Here is a 24,645-nt window from a genome sequence, read left to right as displayed (position 1 = left end):
CATGTGACGAATCCGACTTTGGGCGCCGCGCGCGCGACGCTAAGATCGCCGATCCCGTAGATCGAGCGTTCACGATAATGAAAAAGTCCGCGTCGCCGTTGCATGCTTTCCGTTTCCGTGTCGTCTGCGCCGCGATCGCCGGCGCGGTGTCGCTCGCATCGTGCGGCGGCGTCGACAGCGATTCGCCGCCTTCGCAGGCCGGCACGACACCGCCGCAGGCCGCGAAACGCCCGAACATCCTGTACATCATGGCCGACGATCTCGGCTATTCCGACATCCATGCATTCGGCGGCGAGATCAACACGCCGAACCTCGACGCGCTCGTCGCATCGGGCCGCATCCTGTCGAACCATCACACGGGCACCGTGTGCGCGATTACGCGTGCGATGCTGGTGTCCGGCACCGATCACCATCTCGTCGGCGAAGGCACGATGGGCGTACCGACCGACGAGCGGCGCGGGCTGCCCGGCTACGAGGGCTACCTGAACGACCGCGCGCTGTCGTTCGCACAACTGCTGAAGGACGCCGGCTACCACACCTATATCGCGGGCAAGTGGCACATCGGCTCGGGGATCGTCGGCAGCGCGACGGGCAGCGGGCAGACGCCCGACCAGTGGGGCTTCGAGCGCAGCTACGTGCTGCTCGGCGGCGCGGCGACCAACCACTTCGCGCACGAGCCGGCCGGCTCGTCGAACTACACGGAGGACGGCCGTTACGTGCAGCCTGGCCAGCCCGGGCAGCCGGGCGGCACGGGCGGCAGCCCGGCCGTGTTCTATTCGACCGATTTCTATACGCAGAAGCTGATCTCGTACATCGATTCGAACCAGCGCGACGGCAAGCCGTTCTTCGCCTATGCGGCGTACACGTCGCCGCACTGGCCGCTTCAGGTGCCCGAACCGTGGCTGCACAAGTACGCGGGCGTCTATGACGCCGGCTACGACGCGATCCGCAACGCGCGGATCGCGCGGCAGAAAGCGCTCGGCCTGATTCCCGCCGACTTCAAGCCGTTCGACGGCGTGCCCGAAACGACGGCGGCGTCGCCCGCGACCGCGAACAACGGCACCGCGAGCGCGAAATACATCAGCGCGGTGCATTCGGCCGCGGACGGCTATAGCGACTACGGCACCGGCAAGGTCGACAAGCTGTGGTCGAGCCTGTCGCCGGCCGAGCGCCGTGCGCAGGCGCGCTACATGGAGATCTACGCGGGGATGGTCGAGAACCTCGACTACAACATCGGCCTGCTGATCCAGCACCTGAAGGACATCGGCGAATACGACAACACGTTCATCATGTTCCAGTCGGACAACGGCGCGGAAGGCTGGCCGATCGATTCCGGCGCGGACCCGACGGCGACCGACACTGCGAACGCGCAGGAGCCGACCTATTCGGCGCTCGGCACCGACAACGGCAAGCAGAACGCACAGCGCCTGCAGTACGGGCTGCGCTGGGCCGAAGTGAGCGCGTCGCCGTTCCGGCATACGAAGGGCTACTCGGCCGAAGGCGGCGTATCGACGCCGACGATCGTGCGCCTGCCGGGCCAGTCGCAGCAGTTGCCGACGCTGCGCGCGTTCACGCACGTGACCGACAACACGGCGACCTTCCTCGCGGTCGCGGGCGTCACGCCGCCGTCGCAGCCGGCGCCGCCGCTCGTCAACACGCTGACGGGCGTCGACCAGAACAAGGGCAAGGTGATCTACAACAACCGCTACGTGTACCCGGTCACGGGCCAGTCGCTGCTGCCGGTGCTCACCGGTTCGGCGACGGGCGAGGTGCATACGGCGCCGTTCGGCGACGAAGCGTACGGCCGCGCGTACCTGCGCAGTGCCGACGGCCGCTGGAAGGCGCTGTGGACCGAGCCGCCGCTCGGGCCGCTCGACGGTCACTGGCAGCTTTACGACCTCGCGTCGGATCGCGGCGAGACGACCGACGTGTCGGCGCAGAACCCGTCGGTGATCGGCACGCTCGTCGACCAGTGGAAGACGTACATGAGCAACGTCGGCGGCGTCGAGCCGCTGCGTCCGCGCGGTTATTACTGAGCGCCCCCGGACCTGTCGCTTCGATCCAGGGCCGCCCGGGGGACTTCCTTCGGGGCGGAAAACCTGGAGCGGCAAGGCGCTTTCTTGAAAGGACGACACGATGCGGTTCCGGTTCTGGACGATCGGCGCGGCGCTCGCCGCCACGCTGTTCGCCGCCGCGTTCGCGGTGGGCTATGCGAATCCGGCGGCGCCCGCGGGCGGCGCATTCGACGACGCGAATCGCGGCCGCGCGCTCGCGCCGCTCGGCTCCGAGCGGCAGTGCGAGCGCTATTCGGGGCTGCCGGCAAAGTGGCGCGACGACCCCAAGGCCGGGATGGTGCATCTGCGCGGCGGCGCGTTCGTGTTCGGCAGCACGCGCGGTTATGCGGACGAGCGTCCGGCCGGCGACGGCCGCACGCACGTCGGCGGCTTCTGGATCGACCAGACCGATGTGACGATCGCGCAGTTCGCCGCATTCGTGCAGGCGACCGGCTACGTGACCGAGGCCGAGCAGCAGGGCGGCGCGGCGGTGTTCCATGTGCCGACGCGCGACGAGATGAATGCGCGCGACCTCGCATGGTGGTCGTGGGTGAAGGGGGCATCGTGGCGTCATCCGCGCGGGCCCGGCAGCGGCGTCGACGGGCTCGGCAACCTGCCCGTCACGCTCGTCACGCAGCGCGATGCGCTCGCGTATGCGCGCTGGCTCGGCCGCGATCTGCCGACCGAGACCGAATGGGAATACGCGGGCAAGGCCGGCCGCGACGACGCGTCGCTCGACGCGGCGCCGCGCGACGCGCAGGGCAAGCCGGCCGCGAACTACTGGCAGGGCGCGTTCCCGGTGCTCGATACGGCCGAGGACGGTCATGCGGGCCTCGCGCCCGTCGGCTGTTATGCGGCGAACGGCTTCCGCCTCTACGACATGATCGGCAATGCATGGGAATGGACGAAGGACGCGTACACGGGCCCGCACCAGCCGCACGCCAACGGCGACACGGCTGCCGTCGCACCGACGACGCGCCGGCACGATACGCCGATGGTCATCAAGGGCGGTTCGTTCCTGTGCTCGCGCGACTACTGCGTGCGCTATCGCGCGTCGTCGCGCGAACAGCAGGAGGCCGATCTCGGCGCGTCGCACATCGGCTTTCGCACGATCCTGAGGGATGCATCGTGAGGAACCGCATCGTGCGATCCGTTTCCGTATGGCTGCTGGCCGCGTGCGGTGTCGTCCATCAGGGATCGGCCGTTGCGGCCGAATCGGCTGCCCCGGCCGTGCGCGTCGGCGTGACGCGCGGCGTGCATGCGCAGATCCTGGACGAAGTGAAGCGGGTCGCTGCTGCACGCGGGTTGGGTGTCGACGTCGTCGAATTCGACGATGCGTCGCGCATCGACGCGGCGCTCGCCGACGGCCGGATCGACGCGGCCAGCTTCGAGGATGCGCAACAGCTTGCCGCGACGCGCGCGCGGAAACGCTACGCGCTGACCGAAGTCGCGCCGACCGTCACGCTGCCGATGGCGCTCTATTCGCGCAAGCTGAAAAACCTGAACGAATTGCCGCCCGGCGCGACGGTCGCGATTCCCGCCGATCGGCGCGGGATGGCGCGTGCGCTCGTGCTGCTGCAGAACGACACGCTGGTGACGCTGCGCGAGCAGGCCGGCCTGCGTGCGACGCTGCGCGACGTGACCGGCAACCGGCTCGGGCTGAAAATCGTCGCGCTGCGCCGCGATCGTCTTCACGCCGCGCTCGACACGGCTGCGTTCGTCGCGATCGACAGCGACGATGCCGCCCGCGTCGGGCTGCAGCCCGCGCGCGACAGCATCGGCATCGAGGACGCGCGTTCGCCGTACGCGAACGTGCTGATGGTGCGCAACGCCGATCGCGCGAAACCGTGGGTCGCGCAGCTCGTCGCCGCATATCACTCGGACGACGTCGCGCGCTTCATTCTCACGCGTTACCAGGATTCGGTGCGGCGGCCGTGGTAGACACGTACCTGCTCGCGTGCAATGCATGCGGACGCTGCTGCAATAGCGCGCCGACGCTGTCGCTGCGCGAACTGTTCCGGCATCGGCGCCGCTTCGTCGGCGCGCTGACGATCCGTCGCGTGCCGAAGCGGCGAATCGGCGAACGCTGGCGTGCGGGCGGGCGCGAGCATGCATTCGACGCGGACGATGTTGCGGCGTCCGAAGCGCTGGCCGAGCGGTTGTTCCATCGCATCGGCGGTGCGAATCGCGAATGGGTCGTGCTGACGCTGCAGGGTTACGACTATCCGTCGCTCGGCCGTTGCGCGGCGCTTGCCGACGACGGCCGCTGCAGCGTGCATGCGGAGAAGCCGTCGATCTGCGGCGCGGTGCCGCTCGATCCGATGCTGCCGGACCGGTTGCAGTCTCGCGTGCTCGCTGCGCGTCGAGACGAAACGGCATGGCTTGGCGCGAACTGCATTGTCGAGGCGGAGGGCGAGCAGCCTGCCGTCGAACCCTCGTTTCCGATTCCACTGGTGACGGCCGGACAGGTCGCGGATCGCGCGGCGCTCGACACGTATCGCGACGCACTCGCGTTCGAGCGTGCGGTGTGGCGCGATCCCGTGTTCACGTCGCTGGTCGGTGGCGGGCAGCACGTACGCGATGCGTTGTCACGGCTCGCGCCGGGCGGTTACCTGATAGTGTCGATCGTGCCCGTCCTGCTGGCCGTCGCGCCGGTTTCCGCGCATTGTCGCGCGCTGTGCCTCGACTTCATCGACGCGCAACTCGCGTTGATCGGCGCGAACGTCGAAGCGGCGCTCGCGCGCCGGCGTGCCGACGACCGGCCCGCGACACGCGAGTTGCGCGGCTTTGCACAGGCGCTCGAACGTGCACGGCATGCGCTTGCGGCGATGCCGGCGCCCGCGGCCGGAGCGCGTGAAGACGCGCCACGCATCGACGCATGGCTCGACGCCGATCCGCTCGCCGCGTAACGATCGCGGCACGCCGCGTGCCTTACACTTGGCGCTCTTTCAATCGTTTTTGACGGAGCGGGCATGTACGCGTCGACCTTCATTTTCCGTGCCGGACAATACGACGACGAATTCCACCGGCTCGACCGGCAGATCGCCGACATGGCGCGCGCGACGCCCGGCTATCTCGGCGAGGAGACGTGGGAGAACGCCGAAGCGGGGCTGATCCAGAACGTCTACTACTGGGAATCCGAGGCGGCGCTGCAGCAATTGATGCAGCATCCGGCGCATCTCGAAGCGAAGGCGAAGCAGGCGCGCTGGCTCGACGGCTATCGCGTCGTGATCTCGAAGGTGCTCCGCGAGTACGGCGACGGCAAGCTGGCGCAGCCGCATGCGGGGCAGTCCGCGTGACTGGCTGCCTGATTCAGGCGAACCGATGACGGCACGGCGTCCGACTGTGCCCCACCGCCTCAAAGCGCCTCAACCAACCGCCGCGTACTCTTCTCGCAATACTCGTGACACGCGGCCCGCGCGGCAATCGACGCGCCGTGCACGAACCGCGGCGCATCCGCGCGCCGCGACATCGACACGACGATCGACGGCGGCGACGGCTGCAGCGGCAGTTCGACGACTTCGCCGCTCTCGATCAGCGCATCGACGAACAGCACCGGAATCGCGGCGACGCCGAAGCCGTCGCGCACGAGCTGCACGATCACCGAGATCGATGGCGATCCGGTAATGCGCGTGTCCGACAGCGGCACGCCGTGCGCGTGCGCAAGGGTACGGACGATGTCCTCGAGCGCGCGGTGGGGCGCGGTGCCGCGCCCGTAGGTCAGGATCGGCTGGCGCAGCACCTGCCGCGCAAGGCCCGTGCGCGTGTTCGGCAGCAGCCCCGCGCGCGCGATCCAGCGCACCGGATAGTTCGCGAGCGCGTCGCAGACGACCGACGCCTCGTCGCTGCCCTCGACGCGGATGATCAGGTCGAGCTCGCCGGCCATCAGCCGGCGCTGCAGCACGACGCTCACGTCGACGGTCAGGTCGATCTCGAGCTGCGGGTAGTCGGCCGCGAGGCGGCGCATATAGTGCGGCAGCCAGCTATGCACGACGGTCTCGATCACGCCGAGCCGCAGCTTGCCGCGCAGCGCGCTCTCGCCGGACGCGGCGGCCTGCAGCTCCTGCGTCGCCTCGACCACGGCTTTCGCATAGCCGAGCAGGTACTCGCCGTTCGGCGTGAGCCGGAATTCGCGGCTGTCGCGGTCGACGAGCACGGTCTGCAATTCGTCCTCGAGCGCCTTCAGGCGCTGCGAGATCGCGGCCGGCGTCGCGTGCAGCGCGGCGGCCGTCGTGCGGAAATTGCGCAGCTTCGCGAGCGTGACGAAGGTTTCGAGAAAACGCGTGTTCATGGCGGTCGGCAAGGCATTGGGCGCGCAGCTTGCCCCGCTGAAAAAATGAACGGGACCGGGGAAAACCCGAAGATACGTTAAGAAATTCTATACACGCAGCGCAAAAAAACTCGTTGGCGACAAAATTTTTTCTTTTCTATTCTTCGCCGTATCCGATGACGCGACGCCGTCATCCCGACCACATCCCGATCTGCCATTGAACCTCATGACGCCTTCCGAATTCCGCCAGTCGGTGCGCCGCGGCGCATTCCGCGGCCCGACCGCAGGCCACTGCGGCCCGTTCGCGCAAGCCAATCTCGCGATCCTGCCCGATGCGTACGCGCACGATTTCCTGCGCTTTTGTCAGGCGAATCCGAAAGCGTGCCCGCTGCTCGGCGTCGGCGAACCGGGCGCGTTCCGGATCGACGCGCTCGGCGAGGATCTCGACATCCGCACCGACGTGCCGAGCTACAACGTGTACCGCGACGGCTGCCTGACCGAGCGCGTCGAGTCGCTCGAAGCGCTGTGGCGCGACGATTTCGTCGTGTTCGCGATCGGCTGCTCGTTCTCGTTCGAGGACATGCTCGCCCGCGAAGGGATCGGGCTGCGCCACGTCGAGGAGGGCCGCAACGTGCCGATGTACCGCACGTCGATTCCGAACCGCCGTGCAGGCATCTTCGGCGGCCGGCTCGTCGTGTCCATGCGGCCGATGCGCGGCGCCGATGCGATCCGTGCGGTGCAGATCACGAGCCGCTTCCCGGGCGTGCACGGCGCGCCGATCCATATCGGGCACCCTCGGGAACTGGGCATCGCTGATCTGAACGCACCCGAATTCGGCGACGCGGTGACGATCCGCGACGGCGAGCTGCCGGTGTTCTGGGCGTGCGGCGTGACGCCGCAAACCGCGCTGATGGACGCGAAGCTGCCGATCGCGATCGCGCATACGCCCGGCCACATGCTGATGACCGACATCACGAACGCATCGCTGGCCGTGTTCTGATCCGGCATCGCGGCGACGCACATACGACACACGCACACCACACATTTGACGGCGCATAACGACAGGAGCACCACCATGGAAAGCAAGACCCTCGCGGCACCCGCCGCCGAGCCCGCGAGCCACGAGAGCCGCGGCCTGTTCTCGTGGTACGCGTACGCGCAGCCGCGCGAGCGCCGTGCTTTCTGGAGCTGCAAGGTCGGCTACATGCTCGATGGGATGGACACGCAGATGCTGTCGTTCGTGATCCCGACGCTCGTCGCGACCTGGGGCATCTCGCTCGCGGACGCCGGCTTCATCGGCACGATCACGCTGCTCGCATCGGCGCTCGGCGGCTGGATCGCGGGCATCCTGTCCGACCGGATCGGCCGCGTGCGCACGCTGCAGCTCACGGTGCTGTGGTTCGCGGTGTTCACCGCGCTGTGCGGGCTCGCGCAGAACTATCACCAGTTGCTCGCGGCACGCGCGCTGATGGGCTTCGGCTTCGGCGGCGAGTGGACGGCCGGCGCGGTGCTGATCGGCGAGGTGATCCGCGCGCGCGATCGCGGCAGGGCGGTCGGCCTCGTGCAATCGGGCTGGGCGATCGGCTGGGGGCTGTGCGCGCTGCTGTATGCGCTGCTGTTCTCGGTGCTGCCGGCCGAGCAGGCGTGGCGCGCGCTGTTCCTCGTCGGGCTGGCGCCCGCGCTGCTGGTCGTCGCGATCCGCCGCTAGGTGAAGGAGCCGGACGTCTACGCAAAGGAGAAGGCCGCGCAGGCGAAGGTGGCCGACGCACCGCGCCTCACCGAGATCTTCGCGCCGAAGCTGATCACGACGACGCTGCGCGCGGCGCTGCTGACGACCGGCGCGCAGGGCGGCTACTACGCGATCACGACGTGGCTGCCGACCTTCCTGAAGACCGAGCGGCACCTGACCGTGATGGGCACCGGCGGTTATCTCGCGATGATCATCTTCGGCTCGTGGGTCGGCTACCTGACGAGCGCATACCTGACCGACCGCCTCGGCCGCAAGCCGAACTTCATCCTGTTCGCGGTCGGCTCGATGGTGATCGCGTTCGCGTACACGTCGCTGAACCTGACCAACGCGTCGATGCTGTGGCTCGGCTTCCCGCTCGGCTTCTTCGCATCGGGCATCTTCTCGGGGATGGGCGCGTTCCTCACCGAACTGTTCCCGACCCGCGTGCGCGGCTCGGGCCAGGGCTTCTGCTACAACGTGGGCCGTGCGATCGGCGCATTGTTCCCGTTCCTGATCGGCGCGCTGTCGAAGCAATACGGGCTCGGCACGAGCATCGGGATCTTCGCCGTTGCCGCATACGGCGTGGTGATCGTCGCCGCGCTGACGCTGCCCGAGACGCGCGGCCGCGAACTCGACGCCGCGTAAGCGGCGGGGCGGCCCGCCCTTCGTTTTCTTCCCCTTTCATCGACACCGTGACACGGCGCGCGACGCGCGCCGTGCGGCGGCGCTCGTTCCGAGATTTCACGACGCATCGACCATCATGACCGACCGACACCTTTCTCCCGTTCCCTCCGACGCCGCACGCTGGCAATTCTGGATCGACCGCGGCGGCACGTTCACCGACATCGTCGCGCGCCGGCCCGACGGCACGCTCGTCACGCACAAGCTGCTGTCGGAGAACCCCGAGCAGTACCGCGACGCGGCCGTGGCCGGCATCCGCCACCTGCTCGGCCTCGCCGACGGCGAGCCGATCACGCCCGAGCGCGTCGACATGGTGAAGATGGGCACGACGGTCGCGACCAACGCGCTGCTCGAACGCAAGGGCGAACGCACCGCGCTTGCGACGACGCGCGGCTTTCGCGACGTGCTGCGCATCGCGTACCAGAACCGGCCGCGGTTGTTCGATCTCGACATCGTGCTGCCCGATGCGCTGTACGAGAGCGTCGTCGAGATCGACGAGCGCATCGGCGCGCATGGCGACGTCGTCGTGCCGCTCGATGCGCAGGATGCCGAAGCGTCGCTGCGACGCGTGTTCGACACCGGCGTGCGTGCGCTCGCGATCGTGCTGATCCACGGCTACCGCTACACCGCGCATGAACGCGCGCTCGCGGAGCTCGCGCGCCGCATCGGCTTCACGCAGGTTTCGGTGTCGCACGAAGTGTCGCCGCTGATGAAGATGGTGTCTCGCGGCGATACGACCGTCGTCGACGCGTACCTGTCGCCGATCCTGCGTCGTTATGTCGAGCAGGTCGCGCATGAGATGCCGGGCGTGAACCTGCAGTTCATGCAGAGCAGCGGCGGCCTGACGCGCGCCGATGCGTTCCAGGGCAAGGACGCGATCCTGTCGGGCCCGGCCGGCGGCATCGTCGGGATGGTGCGCGCCGCGCGCGCGGCCGGCTTCGGCCAGGTGATCGGCTTCGACATGGGCGGCACGTCGACCGACGTGTCGCACTACAACGGCGAATTCGAGCGCGTGTTCGAGACCCAGGTGGCCGGCGTGCGGATGCGTGCGCCGATGATGAGCATCCACACGGTCGCCGCGGGCGGCGGCTCGGTGCTGGGCTTCGACGGCGCGCGGCTGCGCGTCGGACCCGAATCGGCCGGCGCGAACCCGGGGCCGGCTGCGTACCGGCGCGGCGGCCCGCTGACGGTGACCGACTGCAACGTGATGCTCGGCAAGATTCAGCCCGATCATTTTCCGCGCGTGTTCGGCCCGCACGCGGACGAACCGCTCGACCGCGACGGCGTGGCCGCGAAGTTCGCGGCGCTCGCCGATGAAATCCATGCGGCGACGGGGCGGCGCGAGACGCCCGAAGCACTCGCCGAAGGTTTCCTGGAAATCGCGATCGGCAGCATGGCGAACGCGATCAAGAAGATCTCCGTGCAGCGCGGGCACGACGTGTCGCGCTACGTGCTGACGACGTTCGGCGGCGCGGGCGGCCAGCACGCGTGCGGCGTGGCCGACGCGCTCGGGATGACGCAGGTGTTCGCGCATCCGCTCGCGGGCGTGCTGTCCGCATACGGGATGGGCCTCGCCGACCAGACGGCGATGCGCGAGCGCGCGGTCGAGGCCGTGCTGTCCGATGCGTCGCTGCCGGCGCTGAACGCCGCACTCGACCGGCTGGCCGACGAGGCCGTCGGCGCGCTGCTCGAACAGGGCGTGCCGCCGGAGCGGATCGCGACCGAGCGGCGCGTGCATCTGCGCTACCAGGGCACCGATTCGGCGCTCGACGTGCCGGCCGGCAGCGTCGACGCGATGCAGCAGGCGTTCGAGGCCGCGTACCGGCAGCGCTACGCATTCCTGATGCCCGGCACGCCGCTCGTCGCCGAACTGGCGTCGGTCGAGGCAATCGGCCGCTCCGACGCGCCGGTGGACATCGCGCCGCTGGCCTCGCGCGGGGAAGGCGCCGCGCCGCGTGCCGATTCCGCCGTGCGCTTCCATTCCGGCGGCAAGTGGCACGACGCGTCGCTGTACGTGCGCGACACGCTGCTGGCCGGCGACGCGATCGACGGCCCGGCGATCGTCGCGGAGAAGAACGGCACGACCGTCGTCGAGCCCGGCTGGCGCGCGCGGATGACCGCACAGGGCAACCTCGTGCTGACGCGCACGACGCCGCTGCCGACGCGCCGCTCGCTCGGCACCGATGCCGATCCGGTGCGGCTCGAGATCTTCAACAACCTGTTCATGTCGATCGCCGAGCAGATGGGGCTGCGGCTGCAGAACACCGCGTACTCGGTGAACATCAAGGAGCGGCTCGACTTCTCGTGCGCGATCTTCGACGGCGACGGCAACCTGATCGCGAACGCGCCGCACATGCCCGTGCACCTCGGCTCGATGGGCGAGAGCATCCGCACGGTGATCGAGCGCAACCGAGGCCGCATGCGCGACGGCGACGTGTTCATGCTGAACGACCCGTATCACGGCGGCACGCACCTGCCGGACGTGACGGTCATCACGCCGGTGTTCGCGGACGGCTCGGACGCGCCGCTGTTCTACGTCGGCTCGCGCGGCCACCACGCAGACATCGGCGGCACGACGCCGGGCTCGATGCCGCCCGATTCGACGCATATCGACGAGGAAGGCGTGCTGATCGACAACTGGCAGCTCGTGTCGGCCGGCGTGCTGCGCGATGCCGACACGCGCGCGCTGCTCGCATCGGGCCGCTACCCGGCGCGCAACGTCGAGCAGAACATGGCCGACCTGCGCGCGCAGGTCGCCGCGAACCAGAAGGGCGTCGACGAGTTGCGCCGGATGGTCGCGCAGTTCGGCCGCGACGTCGTGCTCGCGTTCATGGGGCACGTGCAGGACAACGCGGAAGAGGCGGTGCGGCGCGTGATCGGTGCGCTGCAGGACGGCGCGTACCGCTATCCGCTCGACAACGGCGCGGAAATTCGCGTCGCGATCCGCGTCGATCGCGCGGCCCGGCGCGCGGAAATCGATTTCACCGGCACGTCCGCGCAGCTCGACAACAACTTCAACGCGCCGAAGGCCGTCTGCATGGCCGCCGTGCTGTACGTGTTCCGCACGCTGGTCGGCGACGACATCCCGCTGAACGCCGGCTGCCTGAAGCCGCTCACGGTGATCGTGCCGGCGCGCTCGATGCTGAACCCCGAGTATCCGGCGGCGGTCGTGTCGGGCAACGTCGAGACGTCGTCGGCGATCACCAACGCGCTGTACGGCGCGCTCGGCTGCGTCGCGTCGAGCCAGGGGACGATGAATAACTTCACATTCGGCAACGATCGCTACCAGTACTACGAGACGATCGCGGGCGGCAGCGGCGCGGGCGACGGCTTCGCGGGCGTCGGCGCGGTGCAGACGCACATGACGAACTCGCGGCTCACCGATCCGGAGGTGCTCGAATGGCGCTACCCGGTGCGGCTCGATTCGCACCGGATCCGCGCCGGCTCGGGCGGCGGCGGGCGCTGGCGCGGCGGCGACGGCGCGGTGCGGCGGATCCGCTTCCTGGAGCCGATGACCGCGTCGATCCTGTCGAACAACCGGATCCACGCGCCGTTCGGCGCGGCGGGCGGCGCGGCCGGCGCGCTCGGCCGCAACACGATCGAGCGCGCGGACGGCACGGTCGAGGCGCTCGAGCATATCGGCCGCGCGCAGATGGCGCCGGGCGACGTGTTCGTCGTCGAAACGCCGGGCGGCGGCGGGTACGGCGCGGCGGGCTGAGCCGCGACCCACGCGCGGCAGCGGCGACGGCGGGCGTTCGTGCGGAACGGCGGACGCTCGCCACGTGTCTCTCGCACCGGTCGCGACGGCGGCCGTACCGGTTCCACCGGCGCTGCCGGCCGGCTGCGGAATTCGACAATGCTGCCGGGATCCGAGAAAACACGTCGTTTCTGCGGTCGGCGCGATATTGCAACCGACTGTGGAATAAAGCGGCGCATTCACGCTCGAACAGAAACAAATTGGCCGGATTTCGCGTTACCGGAACACGATCCGACCCTGCCGCCGTGGACCTGATGACAATCCGTCCCTACATTCAGAGATTTCCTGGAAACCCTTTCAGAGCAAGGCACTCCGACTATCCGGCCAGCCCCGTTTCGCACTGCCTCGTCTGTTCTCGAGCATGCCGCCAAGCATGAAAAATCCGGCTTGCCAATCGAGTCCCGATTCCTTGACACCCCGTTCTAAATGTGAGTGCCAATCCTCATCGTCATTTGATAAGATGGCTCTCATCATTCGTTAGGCAGAACCTGCGCGCTTCACGCGCGAACGCCGGTTGCATTAGCTGGAAACAAGTACGAGACGAGGGCCGTTGTCACGGCAATCACGGCTGCCCTGCCGGGAACGCGCGCTGCGCGGCCCGGGAAGGCGGGCGGCCAACTCGCCTCCGTCTACACTGTGCGTTTTTTTCTGGATCGGGGCGTGTCCATGGATGACGAAAACGATAGCGCGGTGCTCGAGGCGCATGTCGGTACGCGCAGCCCCTGCTGGCGTCTCGGCAGCGACAGCAATGCGCTCGAACTGGCAGCCGTCCGCGGCCTGACCAACGTCGCCGTCGCGCTGACGGTCGAGCAGGCCGCGCGCATCCGTGCGCTGACGGGCGTCACGTCGCACCTCGTGCTCGACATCGCACTGTTCGGCGAGTCGGTCAGCCTCCATCTCGTCGGCAGGAAGGTCAACACGACCGACTGGGCCGGCACGGCCTCCGCGTATTCCGATGCCGTGTCCGTCGCGGAAGATCTGTCGCACGGGCTCGCGTTCGCCGAGCAGGTCGTGTCCGAAGTGAATTCGCTGGTCGTGATCCTCGACCGCAACGGGATGGTGCAGCGTTTCAACCACCTGTGCGAGGAAGTGACGGGCAAGCGCGAGGTCGACGTGATCGGCCGCAGCGCGTTCGAACTGTTCATGAGCCCCGAGCAGGGCGCGCAGTCGCGCAGCAACATCACGGGCTTTTTCGCGAGCAACCGTTCGTTCGCGGTCGAGCGCTACATCAACACGGTCAACGGGCCGCGCCTGTTCCAGTTCCGCAACAAGTTCGTGCAGAGCGGCAGCGGCGTCGAAGAGCAGTTCCTGATCTGCTCGGGCATCGACATCACCGAGGAGCGCAACGCGCAGCAGCGGCTCACCGAACTCGCGAACACCGACGTGCTGACCGGGCTGCCGAACCGCCATGCGATCAGCGAGCGCATCCATGCGGCGATCGCCGCGGAGAGCGCCGCGTCGCGCGGCCAGGTCGGCATCCTGTTCCTCGATCTCGACAACTTCAAGCGCGTCAACGATCACTACGGCCACATCACCGGCGACCGCCTGCTGCAGGACGTGTCGAAGATCATCAGCGGCTGCCTGCCGTCCGGCGCGACGCTCGCGCGGCTCGGCGGCGACGAATTCCTCGTGCTGTTCGAGCACGGCACGCGGCCGCTGCTCGAAGCGACCGCGCAGATCATCCTCGAACGGATGCGCACGCCGATCCACCTCGGGCTGATGGAGGTCTATACGAGCTGCTCGATCGGCATCGCGATGCATCCGCAGCACGGCGATTCGCTCGAGACGCTGATCCGCAGCGCGGACACCGCGATGTACGTCGCGAAGGAAGAGGGCAAGCATACGTACCGCGTGTTCTCGCTGGAGATGAACCAGAAGGTCGCGAAGTACATGTGGCTCGACACGAACCTGCGCAAGGCGCTCGAGGAAGAGCAGTTCGTGCTGCACTACCAGCCGGTCGTCGATATCGCGACCGGCGACGTGCGCGGCGTCGAGGCGCTGATCCGCTGGCAGTCGCCGGATCGCGGGCTCGTCGCGCCGATCGAGTTCATCCGCTTCGCGGAGGAGTCGGGGCTGATCGCGCCGCTCGGGCGCTGGGTGATGCGTACCGCGGCCGCGCAGGCCGCCGCGTGGAAGGCGAAGGGGCTCGGCATCCGGATCGCGGTGAACGTGTCCGCGCGGCAGTTGCAGGACACGAACATCGTGCATCAGTTCGCATCGATTCTCGACGGCGCGGGGCTCAAGCCCGGCCTGCTCGACATCGAACTGACCGAGAGCTGCTTCATCGAGGACGAGGATTCCGCCAACAGCCTGATGCGGCAGTTCCGCCAGCTCGGCGCGCAGATCCATCTCGACGATTTCGGCACCGGCTATTCGTCGCTGTCGCAGTTGTCGCGCCTGCCGCTCGACGCGATCAAGCTCGACCGCACCTTCATCACGGGCATCGACCGCAATCCGCGCTCGCAGGCGCTGGTGCGCTCGGTCGTGTCGCTCGCGAAGGCGCTGAATTTCGCGGTGGTCGCCGAAGGCGTCGAGACGCGCGCGGAAGCCGATTTCCTCAAGCAGCTCGACGTCGATCACGCGCAGGGCTACTACTACGCACGGCCGATGCCGGCGCAGGCATTCGAGGCGTGGCTCGCCGAGACGAGAAAGCTCAGGCTGATCGCCTGAGCTTCGTTCCGGGGAGCGGGGCGCCGCCGGCAACCGGCGGCGCCCGCCGCATTACACCGTGCGCAGCTTCGACACGCGCCGGTTCTGCAGCATCACCAGGCGTTCCATGTACGCGAGGTCCTTCGGCTCGATCGTGAACGCCGCATGCACCCACGCTTCCGTGATGTCCATCAGCTCCGAGCGCGACAACTGGAACACGCGCTCGCGTGCGCGCAGCATCGCGCGCACGCCGTTCAGCTTCGGCTTCGTCACGTCGATGAAGGTGCGCGTCGCGAGATACGCGTCACCGGCGTCGAACGTCTCGTCGACCAGCCCGCGATCCTCGTACCACTCGGCCGCATGCGTTTCGCCGGTCGAGATCAGCGATTCCGCGATTCCGCGGTCCGCCTTGCGCGCAACGAGCGAATAGCCACCCATGCCCGGGAACAGGTTGAACGCGATCTCGGGGAACCCGAGCTTCACGCCCTTCTGCGCGAGCACGTAGTGATGCGCGAGCGCCGCTTCGAAGCCGCCGCCGAGCGCGCTGCCCTCGACCATCGCGATCGAGATCGACCCGGTGCCGAAGCCCGTGTAGATCTCGTACACGCCGTCGATGCACGAGCGCGCATAGGCCATCAGCTGGTCGCGCCGGCCGCTGCGGATCGCGTCGACGAAGAAGCTCAGGTCGCCGCCGACGTTGAACAGCTCGGGGACGAGCGAGCCCGTCACCCAGAAGTCGAACGGCAAGCCCGAGTCGCGTGCGACGCGCGCGAGATGGATGATGTCGGTGACGAGTTGCTGGTTGAAGCACGGCCGCGGCTCCGATCGCAGCATCATCCACATGACGTTGCGGCCTTCTTCGTAAAAGGCAGTCAGTTGCGTGAGTTCGCCGGCTTCATAAAACGGGCGGCACGCCGGATGGGATTGGAGTTGCATGGTATGTCCTCGTGAGATGTGGTTTTCGAAGACCATCGCGCCCGGCGCCATGCGGGAATCGGGTTGCCCGCCTGGCGCCGGGCGCGAGGCATCGCCATTGTTGCGCGCGCACAAATGCCGAATTGCGGGGAACAACGCACGACCGGGACGCGGGCGCGGACGCAGCGGGTGGCGACGGGCGAGGAGAGGGAGAGCGGGTGCGGAAACCTGCGCGCCGGGCGTGGCCGATGCGGGGGGGAAGGTGGGCCGCGACGCGGCCGGAGCGAGGTCGCCGCATCGCGCAATCGCGTGCGGGCGGCCGCTCCTGCGCACAGGCGCCGGCGTCGGTCGCTTACGCGCTGAAAGCGGCGCCGGGCCGGCGGGCGCCCCCTATGGAATATGCGGACTGGCGCCGCGAGCGCGCGTCGATTAGCTTTAAGGGATCGCGCCACCGTGCCGGGTGTGCCGGGAGGGGACCATGACCGCATTCCGGAAGGTCTGGCAGTTGCTGGTCGGAAAACCGCTGGACCCGCTCGATCCGCGCACGCGGCATGCGATCGCGGTGACGCCGTTGCTGGCCTGGGTCGGGCTCGGCGCCGACGGGTTGTCTTCGTCGTGCTACGGCCCGGAAGAGGCGTTCCTCGCGCTGGCGCACCACACGCCGCTCGCGCTGTTTCTCGCGCTCGCGACCGCGGCCACGGTCTTCATCATCGCGCTCGGCTACAACCAGGTGATCGAGCTGTTCCCGACGGGCGGCGGCGGCTACCGCGTCGCGACCGCGCTGCTCGGGGCGAAGCCGGGGCTCGTGTCGGGTGCTGCGCTGCTGGTCGACTACGTGCTGACCGTCGCGACCTCGCTCGCGAGCGGCGTCGACGCGTTCTTCAGCCTGCTGCCGGTCAGCGCGCAGGCGTTCAAGCTCACGACCGAGATCGCGCTGATCCTGCTGATGACGGGGCTCAACTTCCGCGGGATGCGCGAATCGATCATGGTGCTGCTGCCGATCTTCATCGGCTTCGTCGTGCTGCACTTCGGGCTGATCGTGTATGGCGTCGCCGTACACGGCAGCAACCTCGCGATGATCGTGCCCGATGCCGTGCACGAGGCGCACGGGATGTCGCAGTCGCTCGGCGTGTTCGTGATGCTCGCGCTGCTGATGCGCGCGTTCTCGCTCGGCGGCGGCACCTATACGGGCCTCGAGGCGGTGTCGAACAACGTGAACATGCTCGCCGATCCGCGCGTGCCGAACGGGAAGGTGACGATGTGGTACATGTCGACGTCGCTCGCGTTCACGGCCGGCGGCATCATCCTGCTGTACATGCTGTGGCATGCGCGGCCCGTCGAAGGCGAGACGCTCAACGCGGTCGTGTTCGGCAGCGTGATCGACCATCTCGGGCTCGGCTCGGCGTTCGCGCGGCATGCGTTGCTCGCGGCCGTGCTCGCGTTCGAGGCCGGGCTGCTGATGGTCGGCGCGCAGACGGGCTTTCTCGACGGGCCGGCTGTGCTGTCGAACATGGCGTCGGATTCGTGGGTACCGCGCCATTTCCGCGACCTGTCGACACGCCTCGTGCGGCAGAACGGCATCATCGTCGTCGGCCTGTCGAGCCTGCTGATCCTGATGTGGACGCACGGCAGCGTCGACGTGCTCGTCGTGCTGTACAGCATCAACGTGTTCCTCACGTTCAGCATGTCGTTGCTCGGGCTGTGCACGTACTGGTGGCGTCATCGCAGCGAGCGCGGCTGGTTCAAGCATTTCTTCCTGTCCGCGCTCGGGCTGAGCGTGACGGCGACCGTGCTCGTCATCACGCTGGTCGAGAAGTTTACGGCGGGCGGCTGGCTCACGGTGCTCGTGACGAGCGCGGTGATCGCGCTGTGCTTCATGATCAACCGCCACTACGCGTACACGCGCACGCAGCTCGCGAAGGAAGATGCGCTGTTCTCCGGCAAGCCGCCCGAAGTCGACGAGTCGAGCGCGCCGGGCAAGCCCGATCCGTCGCAACCGACGGCCGTGCTGCTGGTCGGCAAGCATCGCGGCGCGAGCATGCATGCGCTGCTGTGGGTCAACCGGCTGTTTCCCGGGCACTTCCGCAACGTGATCTTCCTTGCGGTCGGCGAGGTCGATGCGAAGGCGTACGACGGGCACGAACATCTCGAACGGCTGCGTCATTCGATCACCGAAGCGCTCGACTACTATGTCGCGCATTGCCGCCGCAACGGCATCGCGGCCGACTACCGGATCGCGTTCGGCACGAACCCCGTCGTGGAATTCATGAACCTCGCGTCGTCGACGCTCGACGCGTATCCGAATGCCGTGTGCTTCGCGAGCAAGCTGATCTTCCGGCGCGTGAATTTCCTGACCGCGTGGCTGCACAACCAGACGCCCGTCGAGTTGCAGGCGCGCCTGCATGTCGAGGGCAAGCAGATGGTGCTGTTGCCGATGAACGTCGGCTAGCGGTGGCGCGGCAACGGCACCGTGACGGGCGCTGTCACGCCGACGAGCTACGGCTTGAAGGGGCTATTGCCCGGGCAGCATGCGCAGGCCGGCGCGTACACGCTCGCGTGGACGTGGCGCGGCAAGCGCGTGGGCGACTGCCGGTAGCAGCCGTCAAGGCTGATGATGCCGATGCGGACGGTTGGGCCGCCGCAGCGGCGGATGATGGAATTTGGCCCTCAGCCGGTCGCGCCCCGGACGCTTGACGAAGAACAGCACGGCGAGTGCGACGAACGCCAGCAGCACGACGACTTCCACGATCCCGTTTTCCATGGTGCCTCCCGCTCGCGGACGGACGATCCTTCGCCGGCGTTCGGCGATCGAGCATATGCCGGCGGCCGCACGCGACGATGCTTCCATGTCTCATTGTAGGCCGGCGGGAACCGGCTTGACGCGTGCGGATGCGTCGCCCACACTGGCCGACACGAGAGCCGCGCGGTTGACCCTGTCCGCTGCGCGGCCGCGCTTTCCGTGAACCACGACGAGGTGCGATGTGGTGCGCTTTTCTGTCGGCCTGGCTGGCTGGATGCTGGCATGCGCTGCCGCGTTCGTCGCATCGAACGCCGTCGGTGCGACACCGGGCGCGGGCGCGGCGGCGAACGGCGCGAACGGCGTTGCCGACGAAGCACCCGTCACGCTCGTCAGCGATGTCCACGAATTCGTGATCCGGCACGACGGTTCGCTCGATGAGCACGACGATTCGACGCTGCGCGCGAACAACGCGAACGGCATCGACGCGGTCGCGCAGCGCTACGTGTGGTTCGACAAGAATCTCGAGCAGGTCGACCTGCTCGCGGCCGAGACGATCGACCGCGACGGCGTCGCGCATCCGGTCGGCGCGGACGGCATCCGCGACGTGCAGGAGCCGCGCTCGGCCGGCGCGCCGACATTCCAGGACGGGCTGTTGCGCACCGTCGTGTTTCCCGGCGTCGAAGCCGGGTCGAGCACGCGCGTGGCGTTCCGCAAGACGCGCACGAAGCCCGTCAATCGCGGCTACTTCGGCTACTACGTGGAGCCGTCGCGCGAGCCCGTCGACAATCAGCGGCTGATCTTCGACGTGCCGGCCGACATGCCGCTGTACGCGGACGCGCGCGGCTATGTCGCGCTGCCGCCGGTCACGGCGAACGGCCGCACGCGCTACGAATTCGACTACCGGCACGGCCCGTACGACCGCATCGAGAACGGCGCGGTTGGCTACCCGACCTACGGCGACCGGCTCGTCGTGTCGACGCTGCCCGACTACGCGGCATTCGCCGCGCGCTACCGCAACGCGGCCGCCGACCCGAGCGTGGACGATCCGGCCGTCGTGCAACTGGCGCGCGCGCTCACCGCGGCTGCCGCCGATCCGCGCAGCAAGGCACGCATCCTGTACGACTGGGTGCAGGCGAACGTGCGCTACGTCGCGCTGTTTCTGGGCGAAACGGCCGCCGCGCCGCATCGTGTGACGGACATCCTGCGCAACCGCTACGGCGACTGCAAGGACCATGTCGCACTGTTCGGCGCGCTGCTCGCGGCGGTCGGCATTCGCAGCGAACCGGTGCTGATCAATCTCGGTTCGGTGTACACGCTGCCGTCCGTGCCCGGTTACGGCGGCGGCGCGATCAATCACGCGATCACGTGGCTGCCCGATCTCGCGCTTTACGCCGATACGACGACGGCCGGCATCGCGTTCGGCTACCTGCCGCCGATCGTGATGGATCGCCCCGCGCTGCTGGTCGGCACGGGCGTGCTGTCGCGCACGCCGGCCACGCAGCCGCGCGGCCGCATCGCCCGGCTCGCGATCGATGCCGCGCAGCCCGGCACCGCGCGGTTTCATGCATACATCGAGGACGACGGCTGGACGGCCGAACTCGAACGCAACCTGTTTCGCCGCGCGACGCACGACCGCATCGAGCAGCTCGCGACCGAACGCCTGCGGCAAAGCGGCTTGCGCGGCCGCGCGCAACTGTCGACCAGCGAGCGGCGCGTGACCGACGGGCCGTTCGACGTGACGGTGTCGGGCACGCTCGATCATTTCGTATGGCCCGACGGCACGACCGCGTTGCCCGCGCTGTCGAGCCTCACGGGCGGCGTCGCGACGCAGGTCGAGAACTGGCTGGCGGAACCCGTGCGCACGCAGCCGTGGGGCTGCATCGGCGGCACGTTCGACGAGACCGGCCAGATCGCGCTGCCGGCCGACGTCGTCGTGACCGATCTGCCGGCCGATGCAGCCGTGCACGACCGCTTCGTCGACTTCACGTCGCATTACGTGTTCGACGCGGCTGCGCGTGTCGTGCAGGTCACGCGGCGGATGAAGGCTGATTTCGGCCGGCAGGTATGCACGCCCGACGAATTCACGGCGCTGCGCGCGTCGCTCGAACGCATCGAGCGCGATACGCAGGCGCAGATCGTCGTGCGTGCGAAAGGGCGTTGAACGGGCAGCGACAGTGAGCGCGTCGCCGCCATCGACCGACGCGCAGGAGGGACATCATGACGGAACGGGACTACGAGATCGCCGATCTCTCGAAGGAATTGCTGGGCCGGATCGTGCAGGGCACCGTCGCCAACGGCGCGGCCGTGGATGCGGAGCTGTGCGCGGCGCTCGCCGTGCAGTGCGCGACGGCGCTGGTCGACAAGCTCGAAGCGCTCAGCGGCTGAACGCGGAAAGGCGTCACACGCGGCGGCGCCTTGCGCGACGCCGGCGAGCGAGCGACTGCGGAGCGAAGCAACGCGTGGCGGCCGGGTCGGCGTCGCACGTCAAGCGTCAGGCATTACGCTTCGACGCGCGCCTCGCCGTCCGCACGCACGGCGCCCGGCGGCTTTCCGATCACACGCTTGAACGCGCGGCTGAACGCCGCCAGCGAACCGTAGCCGAGCCGGTACGCGACGGCTTCGATCGCCTCGCGGTCGCGCGCGATCCACTGCGCGGCGAGCCGCATCCGCAGCTCGGTCAGGTAGCGCACGGGCGTCATCCCGGTCGCCGCGAGAAAGCGTTCGGCGAACACCGAGCGCGATACGCCCGCTTCGGCGGCCAGCTCCGCGACGCTCCAGTTGCGGCCCGGGTCGCGATGCAGCGCGACGATCGCGCGGCCAAGCTTCGGCTCGCGCAGCGCCTGCACCCAGCCCGACGCGTCGCCGCATCCGCACTCGACCCAGCCGCGCACGATGAATGCCGCGACCACGTCCGCGAGCCGCGCGAGGATGCCCGCGAAGCCCGCGCGCGCCGAGCAGGATTCGCGCTCCATCGCGTCGAGCATCGGGCGGATTTCCGGGTAGCGCGCGAGCAGCGTGCCGACGTGCATGAACTCGGGCATCGTGCCGACCAGCGGCTGCATGCCGCCGAGATCGAGTTCCATGCATGCGCTGAAGATCAGCGCGTCGCCGGCGCCCGGCTCCGTCGTCGCGCAGCCCGCGGGCGACGTGCCGGCCGACGCCACCGACGCGACCGTATCGCAGATCTTCGCGACTTCGAAGCCGTTGATCTCGCGGCACGGCGCATCCGGATCGGACACCAGCGCATGCATGCGGCCGTGCGGCAGCAGGATCGCGTCGCCGGCCTCGAGCCGCATCGTTGCGCCGGATGCGTCGCGCAGCAGCACGGGCCCGCGCCCGACGAAATGGAACTGCGCGCGGCCCGGCGCCTGACCGAAATTCAGCCCGAACGGCCGCGCGACCTGGATGCGGCGGTACTGGACGCCGCTCAGACGCATCCCCAGCAGCAGCTCGCTGACGAGGTCGTGCACGTCGGGGATGGGAGGAAGCAGCGGCTCGGACATGGCGAGATTCGGACGATCGATCAACAAGAACGGATTGTATGTCATAGACCGTCCTGCTGCCGGTCCTTACGATACGCCGTCATCAGTACTTTCCCTGGACGAAAACGGAACGACGCATGAATCCCGGAATTTCCCCGGCCGCCTCGACGGCGGCCACCCGCGAACCGGCCTGGGGCGCGGTATTCGCGATGACGCTCGGCGTCTTCGGACTCGTCACGGCCGAATTTCTTCCCGCCAGCCTGCTCACGCCGATGGCCGACAGCCTCGGCGTGACCGAAGGCGTGGCCGGGCAGGCCGTGACGGCCACCGCGACGGTCGCGCTCGTCACGAGCCTGCTGATCTCCGCGCTGACGCGCACGATCGACCGGCGGCGCGTGCTGCTCGCGTTCTCGGTGCTGCTCGTCGCATCGAATCTGGCGGTCGCGTTCGCGCCCAACCTGACGACGCTGCTGATCGGCCGCGTCGTGCTCGGCGTCGCGCTCGGCGGCTTCTGGACGATGGCGACGGCCACCGCGATGCGGCTCGTGCCGACGGCGATGGTGCCGCGCGCGCTGTCGATCATCTTCAGCGGCGTGGCGGTCGCGACGATCGCGTCCGCGCCGATGGGCAGCTATTTCGGTCACCTGATCGGCTGGCGCAACGTGTTCCTGATCGCGGCCGGGCTCGGCGGCGTCGCGTTCGTGTCGCAGGTGATGACGCTGCCGTCGATGCCGCCGAGCGGCACGACGCGGCTGCGCACGCTGATCGACGTGCTGCGCCGGCCGACCGTCGGCCTCGGGATGTTCGCGACGATCCTCGTGTTCACCGGGCATTTCGCGTTCTTCACGTATCTGCGGCCGTTCCTCGAACAGGTCGCGGGCGTTGGCGTGAACGGGCTGTCGGCGATCCTGCTCGGCTACGGCATTGCCAACTTCGTCGGCACGTCGCTCGCGGGCCGCGTGCTCGAACACCGGCTGCGGCCGATGCTGATCGGGATGCCCGCGCTGATGGTCGTGCTCGGCATCGCGCTCGTCGCGCTCGGCCGCGCGCCGATGCTCGACGCGGTGCTCGTCGCGTTGTGGGGGATGGCGTTCGGCGGCGTGCCCGTCGCGTGGTCGACGTGGGTCACGCGCACCGTGCCCGACGAGGCCGAGAGCGCGGGCGGGCTGATCGTCGCGGCGATCCAGCTCGCGATCGCGACGGGCGCGGCGGCCGGCGGCGTCGTGTTCGATGCGAACGGCGCGGCCGGCGTGTTCGTCGGCGCGGCGATCGTGCTGGCCGTCGCGGTCGCGACGATCGTGACCGGCGTGCCGAAGCGGGTGGGCGTGGTGGTGTCCTGACCTGCCGGGCGGCGCGTGCTTCGCGGGCCGCCGGCGGTCGTCCGTCCGTCAGGCGGCGCCGGTGCCTGCGATGCGGTCGAGTTCCGCGAGCGCGTCCTCCGGCAGATCCAGATCGGCTGCCGCGAGATTCTCGCGCAGATGCGCGACCGACGACGTGCCCGGGATCAGCAGGATGTTCGGCGCACGGCGCAGCAGCCACGCCAGCGCGACCTGCATCGGCGTCGCGCCGACGCGTGCCGCCACGCCGGACAGCGTCGACGACTGCAGCGGCGAGAAGCCGCCGAGCGGAAAGTACGGCACGTACGCGATGCCGTCGCGGGCCAGCGCGTCGATCAGCGCATCGTCGCCGCGATGCGCGATGTTGTAGTGGTTCTGCACGCAGACGATGTCGCAGATCCGCCGGCCTTGCGCGACCTGCGCGGGCGTCACGTTGCTCAGGCCGACGTGGCGGACGAGCCCGCGCCGCTGCAGTTCGGCGAGTACGCTCAGCGGTGCCTCGATCGATCCTTCGGCCGGCCCGTGCGTGTCGAACATGATGCGCAGGTTGACGACGTCGAGCACATCGAGCCCGAGGTTGCGCAGGTTGTCGTGCACGGCCCGTTCGAGTTCGTCGGGTGCGAACGCGGGCAGCCACGCTGCGTCGTCGCCGCGCCGCGCGCCGATCTTGGTGACGATCACGAGATCGTCGCGATACGGATGCAACGCATCGCGGATCAGCCGGTTGGTCACGTGCGGGCCGTAGAAGTCGCTGGTGTCGATATGGTCGACGCCGGACGAGACGGCTTCGCGCAACACGTTCAGGGCCGCGTCGCGGTCCTTCGGCGGGCCGAATACGCCGGGCCCCGCGAGCTGCATCGCGCCGTAGCCGATGCGTTTGACGTTGCGATCGCCGAGCCTGAAGGTGGCGGTGTGCCGAATGTCGGGCATGACTGTGCTCCTGTGAATCCATGGATGAATGCGCCCAGCATAGGCATTGGCCGTCTGCGCGATAAGCCGTCATAATCCGCACGGGTTGTACGAAAAGGCGA

Annotated in this window: 18 protein-coding genes and 1 pseudogene; 14 read left to right on the top strand and 5 right to left on the bottom strand. The window is 68.6% G+C overall.

Features of this window, described 5'->3' with window-relative positions:
* The first annotated feature begins 77 nt into the window (after nucleotides 1-77).
* The 5 genes from BT264_RS07605 to BT264_RS07585 all read left to right on the top strand — a co-directional run bounded on the left by BT264_RS07605 (nucleotide 78) and on the right by BT264_RS07585 (nucleotide 5,353).
* Nucleotides 78-2,036, top strand: a complete 1,959-nt coding sequence (locus tag BT264_RS07605) for an arylsulfatase (protein ID WP_072442256.1) — start codon at nucleotides 78-80, stop codon at nucleotides 2,034-2,036.
* A 100-nt stretch (nucleotides 2,037-2,136) separates the two neighbouring features.
* Nucleotides 2,137-3,186: a formylglycine-generating enzyme family protein gene (locus BT264_RS07600; RefSeq protein WP_072442254.1), complete on the top strand. Its 1,050-nt coding sequence runs from the start codon at nucleotides 2,137-2,139 to the stop codon at nucleotides 3,184-3,186.
* On the top strand, nucleotides 3,183-3,995 hold the full coding sequence (locus BT264_RS07595; RefSeq protein ID WP_072442252.1) for a MetQ/NlpA family lipoprotein: 813 nt from the start codon (nucleotides 3,183-3,185) through the stop codon (nucleotides 3,993-3,995). Before BT264_RS07600 ends, BT264_RS07595 begins: the two co-directional genes overlap by 4 nt.
* The gene (locus BT264_RS07590; protein WP_072442250.1) at nucleotides 3,989-4,963 is read left to right on the top strand and encodes a YkgJ family cysteine cluster protein; all 975 of its coding nucleotides are present in this window, start codon (nucleotides 3,989-3,991) and stop codon (nucleotides 4,961-4,963) included. Before BT264_RS07595 ends, BT264_RS07590 begins: the two co-directional genes overlap by 7 nt.
* Nucleotides 4,964-5,026: 63 nt before the next feature.
* Nucleotides 5,027-5,353 (top strand): antibiotic biosynthesis monooxygenase family protein, encoded by a 327-nt coding sequence (locus BT264_RS07585; protein WP_072442248.1) that lies wholly within the window; start codon nucleotides 5,027-5,029, stop codon nucleotides 5,351-5,353.
* A gap of 59 nt (nucleotides 5,354-5,412) precedes the next feature.
* On the opposite strand, the gene BT264_RS07580 is transcribed toward BT264_RS07585, so the two are convergent.
* Nucleotides 5,413-6,345: a LysR family transcriptional regulator gene (locus tag BT264_RS07580; RefSeq protein WP_065502871.1), complete on the bottom strand. Its 933-nt coding sequence runs from the start codon at nucleotides 6,343-6,345 to the stop codon at nucleotides 5,413-5,415.
* 205 nt (nucleotides 6,346-6,550) lie between these two features.
* Here BT264_RS07580 and BT264_RS07575 point away from each other — a divergent pair, with 205 nt between their 5' ends.
* The 4 genes and pseudogenes from BT264_RS07575 to pdeR all read left to right on the top strand — a co-directional run bounded on the left by BT264_RS07575 (nucleotide 6,551) and on the right by pdeR (nucleotide 15,161).
* On the top strand, nucleotides 6,551-7,324 hold the full coding sequence (locus tag BT264_RS07575) for a putative hydro-lyase (protein ID WP_072442246.1): 774 nt from the start codon (nucleotides 6,551-6,553) through the stop codon (nucleotides 7,322-7,324).
* 75 nt (nucleotides 7,325-7,399) lie between these two features.
* A pseudogene (locus BT264_RS07570) lies at nucleotides 7,400-8,698 on the top strand (MFS transporter).
* 115 nt (nucleotides 8,699-8,813) lie between these two features.
* On the top strand, nucleotides 8,814-12,452 hold the full coding sequence (locus BT264_RS07565) for a hydantoinase B/oxoprolinase family protein (RefSeq protein ID WP_072442244.1): 3,639 nt from the start codon (nucleotides 8,814-8,816) through the stop codon (nucleotides 12,450-12,452).
* A gap of 705 nt (nucleotides 12,453-13,157) precedes the next feature.
* The gene (gene pdeR / locus BT264_RS07560) at nucleotides 13,158-15,161 is read left to right on the top strand and encodes a cyclic di-GMP phosphodiesterase (protein ID WP_072442242.1); all 2,004 of its coding nucleotides are present in this window, start codon (nucleotides 13,158-13,160) and stop codon (nucleotides 15,159-15,161) included.
* Between the two features lie 51 nt (nucleotides 15,162-15,212).
* Here pdeR and BT264_RS07555 read toward each other — a convergent pair whose 3' ends face one another.
* Complete coding sequence (locus BT264_RS07555; protein WP_072442239.1) at nucleotides 15,213-16,076, bottom strand: crotonase/enoyl-CoA hydratase family protein; 864 nt, start codon at nucleotides 16,074-16,076, stop codon at nucleotides 15,213-15,215.
* A gap of 457 nt (nucleotides 16,077-16,533) precedes the next feature.
* Between BT264_RS07555 and BT264_RS07550 the strand changes: the two genes are divergently transcribed.
* Together BT264_RS07550 and BT264_RS39820 are read left to right on the top strand one after the other, a co-directional pair.
* On the top strand, nucleotides 16,534-18,504 hold the full coding sequence (locus tag BT264_RS07550; RefSeq protein WP_072442237.1) for an APC family permease: 1,971 nt from the start codon (nucleotides 16,534-16,536) through the stop codon (nucleotides 18,502-18,504).
* 21 nt (nucleotides 18,505-18,525) lie between these two features.
* Nucleotides 18,526-18,651, top strand: coding sequence for a hypothetical protein (locus BT264_RS39820; RefSeq protein ID WP_256260583.1), 126 nt, complete (start codon nucleotides 18,526-18,528; stop codon nucleotides 18,649-18,651).
* A 6-nt stretch (nucleotides 18,652-18,657) separates the two neighbouring features.
* On the opposite strand, the gene BT264_RS39115 is transcribed toward BT264_RS39820, so the two are convergent.
* Nucleotides 18,658-18,816, bottom strand: a complete 159-nt coding sequence (locus BT264_RS39115) for a hypothetical protein (RefSeq protein WP_177318407.1) — start codon at nucleotides 18,814-18,816, stop codon at nucleotides 18,658-18,660.
* A gap of 253 nt (nucleotides 18,817-19,069) precedes the next feature.
* Here BT264_RS39115 and BT264_RS07545 point away from each other — a divergent pair, with 253 nt between their 5' ends.
* Together BT264_RS07545 and BT264_RS39110 are read left to right on the top strand one after the other, a co-directional pair.
* Nucleotides 19,070-20,956, top strand: a complete 1,887-nt coding sequence (locus BT264_RS07545) for a DUF3857 domain-containing transglutaminase family protein (protein WP_110281328.1) — start codon at nucleotides 19,070-19,072, stop codon at nucleotides 20,954-20,956.
* A gap of 56 nt (nucleotides 20,957-21,012) precedes the next feature.
* Nucleotides 21,013-21,180 carry a hypothetical protein gene (locus tag BT264_RS39110; protein WP_177318406.1) on the top strand — a complete coding sequence of 56 codons (168 nt, stop codon included), beginning with the start codon at nucleotides 21,013-21,015 and terminating at the stop codon, nucleotides 21,178-21,180.
* 113 nt (nucleotides 21,181-21,293) lie between these two features.
* Here the strand turns inward: BT264_RS39110 and BT264_RS07540 are convergent, their stop codons facing one another.
* A complete protein-coding gene (locus tag BT264_RS07540) occupies nucleotides 21,294-22,343 on the bottom strand; it encodes an AraC family transcriptional regulator (RefSeq protein WP_072442234.1) in 1,050 nt (349 codons plus the stop codon).
* A 71-nt stretch (nucleotides 22,344-22,414) separates the two neighbouring features.
* Between BT264_RS07540 and BT264_RS07535 the strand changes: the two genes are divergently transcribed.
* The gene (locus tag BT264_RS07535) at nucleotides 22,415-23,617 is read left to right on the top strand and encodes an MFS transporter (RefSeq protein ID WP_072442232.1); all 1,203 of its coding nucleotides are present in this window, start codon (nucleotides 22,415-22,417) and stop codon (nucleotides 23,615-23,617) included.
* A gap of 48 nt (nucleotides 23,618-23,665) precedes the next feature.
* Here the strand turns inward: BT264_RS07535 and BT264_RS07530 are convergent, their stop codons facing one another.
* On the bottom strand, nucleotides 23,666-24,544 hold the full coding sequence (locus tag BT264_RS07530) for an aldo/keto reductase family oxidoreductase (RefSeq protein WP_072442230.1): 879 nt from the start codon (nucleotides 24,542-24,544) through the stop codon (nucleotides 23,666-23,668).
* Nucleotides 24,545-24,645: the final 101 nt, after the last annotated feature.

Source organism: Burkholderia sp. NFPP32 (assembly GCF_900119325.1).
Taxonomy (GTDB): domain Bacteria; phylum Pseudomonadota; class Gammaproteobacteria; order Burkholderiales; family Burkholderiaceae; genus Burkholderia; species Burkholderia pyrrocinia_C.
This window is presented reverse-complemented; position numbering and strand designations above follow the sequence as displayed.